This is a genomic window from Methanosarcina baikalica (assembly GCF_031461075.1).
GTDB classification, from domain to species: domain Archaea; phylum Halobacteriota; class Methanosarcinia; order Methanosarcinales; family Methanosarcinaceae; genus Methanosarcina; species Methanosarcina baikalica.
In genome coordinates, this window is record NZ_JAVKPK010000134.1 from 1 (window position 1) to 2,585 (window position 2,585).

Annotated in this window: 2 protein-coding genes and 1 pseudogene; all 3 read right to left on the minus strand. The window is 41.0% G+C overall.

Translation table 11 applies throughout. From position 1 onward, the window contains the following. A partial coding sequence (locus RG963_RS16350) for an NHL repeat-containing protein (protein ID WP_310577341.1) occupies positions 1-1,014 on the minus strand: 1,014 nt, incomplete at its 3' end. A 437-nt stretch (positions 1,015-1,451) separates the two neighbouring features. Continuing rightward, positions 1,452-1,706: pseudogene (locus RG963_RS16355) on the minus strand (ATP-binding protein); the annotation flags it as partial. A gap of 32 nt (positions 1,707-1,738) precedes the next feature. Continuing rightward, a partial coding sequence (locus tag RG963_RS16360; protein WP_310577342.1) for a PKD domain-containing protein occupies positions 1,739-2,585 on the minus strand: 847 nt, incomplete at its 5' end.

Sequence of the window (2,585 nt, forward strand, 5' to 3'; positions counted from 1 at the left end):
AGTGATGTTCTCTCCTACAGCATCATAAATTGCAGGAGATGCTGACTTTACTATTGTCAGAAAGCCGGTTTGAATAGAAAACTTCTGAATTCGATTATTGAACGTATCGGCAACATAAACATTGCCCAATGAATCTACAGCAACACCATATGGACCAGAAAATTGTCCGTCACCAGCGCCCAAAGAACCCCATTGAGTTATGTAGTTACCGTTGCTGTCAAACTTCTGAATGCGCTCGTTGGTTGTATCGGCAACATAAACATTGCCCAATGAATCTACAGCAACACCATATGGACTATTAAATTGTCCGTTACCGGAGCCTCCAGCACCCCACATGGTAAGGAATGTGCCGTTGCTGTTAAACTTTTGAATGCGATCATTAAACGTATCGGCAACGTAAACATTGCCTGATGAATCTACAGTAATACCATATGGGCCAGAAAATAATCCGCTAGTGCCGCCTCCGGAACCCCATTGAGTAATATAGGTGCCGTTGCTGTTAAACTTCTGAATTCGATTATTGAACGTATCGGCAACATAGACGTCGCCCAATGAATCTACAGCAACACCATATGGACCAGAAAATTGTCCGTTACCGGCGCCACCAGAACCCCATTGAGTTATGTAGTTACCGTTGCTGTCAAACTTCTGAATGCGCTCGTTGGTCGTATCGGCAACATAGACGTTGCCCAATGAATCTACAGCAACATCATATGGACTATTAAATTGTCCGTTACCGGAGCCCCCAGAACCCCATTGAGTTATGTAGTTACCATTGCTGTCAAACTTCTGAATGCGCTCATTGAACGTATCGGCAACATAAACATTGCCCAATGAATCTACAGCAATACCATATGGACCAGAAAATTGTCCATTACCGGCTCCCCCAGAACCCCACTTTGTAACAAAAGTGTAAGTTTCAGCATGAGTAATGGAAGCACTCATCAGTCCAAAAAGAAATAAAATCAGACAGAAAGAGATCTTCCTCAAAATATCAGCTTGTTGGTGTTTCACTTGGGCACTTCCTTATTTTATATAATCTGTTTCCTCCGGGTTGACTGCAACTCTAAAAGGATCAACTCTAACATTAACAGTGGCTGTAACAGTGATTGTGGCTTAGTCAAACACCGAAATATTGAGGCTGCATTGAAAGAGAACTTTGTAATAAGATATAAAAAGATCCAACTTTATAAATAATTTACTTCAGTATTCTTTGAATCTCATTTGAAATTTTCATATTGCGGTTCAACCAGCAAATCCTAAATTTGGTTCCATTGCAAAAAATCCTAAAATTTGAGTAAAACTTGGGTTCCGTTGTAAAAAATATCTGCTAAGGATATAATAAAATAAAAAGGAAATCAAAGGTGTCAAGGACAGTTTAAAATTCCCCACCTTTTGATATAAAGTTTACTCAATTTTTCATGAATTCACTCAATATCATTGGTACGTATTTACTTTTTTAATCCCTGTTTCTTCCTTTCTTTCAGCCTGTAACTTTCCCCTTTAATGTTAATCGTCGTACAATGATGGAGTATTCTATCAAGTACAGCAGCCGCTATTACATGGTCCTTAAATATCTCTCCTCATTCCCCATATGACTTATTCGATGTCAAAATCGTTGAACTCTTTTCATAACTTCTGGATATCAGCTGAAATAAGCAGTGAACTCCCTTTTTATTAAATGTAAGATAGCCTATTTCATGTATCCTCTTCAAATTCAAGGTGGTAGATTTTTCCTCTATTTCCTCCTATAAAGATAAACAGCGAGCAGGGCAGTTATCCCACTAATTATTTCAAAGCTAGGAGTTTTCTTGCTTTGTTTTGCGGAAATGCTTGTGGCTGTCTGCACAGATGTTGGTTCGACATTTACCGATTTAGTTCTGGGTTCAATGTTTGAAATGTTGTTTTTAGGCTTTGTTACATTCGTGGTACCAGTGCTATCAGTTGAGCTGCTGCCGACTACATTAGCACTTCCAATGCTTCCTCCACTGCTGTGACTGCTTCCTCCGCCACTGGAACTAGTTTTTTGCAGTACATTTATTGTCGCAGTTGTTGAGGCAGATCCGTTTGCATTGTTTACAGTCAATTTAGCTGTATATGTTCCCTGAGTATTGTACATATGGACAGGGTTCTGCTCGGCTGAAGCTACTTCGTCTCCAAAGTCCCAGCTCCATGAAGTGGGTGTCCCTGTGCTTGTGTCAGTAAACTGCACTGTAAGAGGAACATATCCGCTTGTAACACTGGTGCTGAAGCTTGCTACAGGACGAACGTTCGCAGAAGTGTTGTCGCCGTTATTTGTGTCGGTTTGTACAGGATTGACAATTGGCAGTTCCAGAGTGCTGCTTTTGTCCAAAAGCTCGTTACAGCGTACGGTTGCTGTATTTGTTAGAAGTCCAGTGCCGCCACCATTAGTAGCTATATCAGACTGAGTTACTGTGTAATCTCCTTTATAGATCCACGTCTCTCCGGGGTCCAAAACTCCTGGATCTGTGAGATCTCCAGCAGGGCCTGTCAGTGTAATCATCGGGTCGCTTACTGAAATTCCTGTCAGGTTCACCTTACCCTCATTCTTTACTGCAATCTGG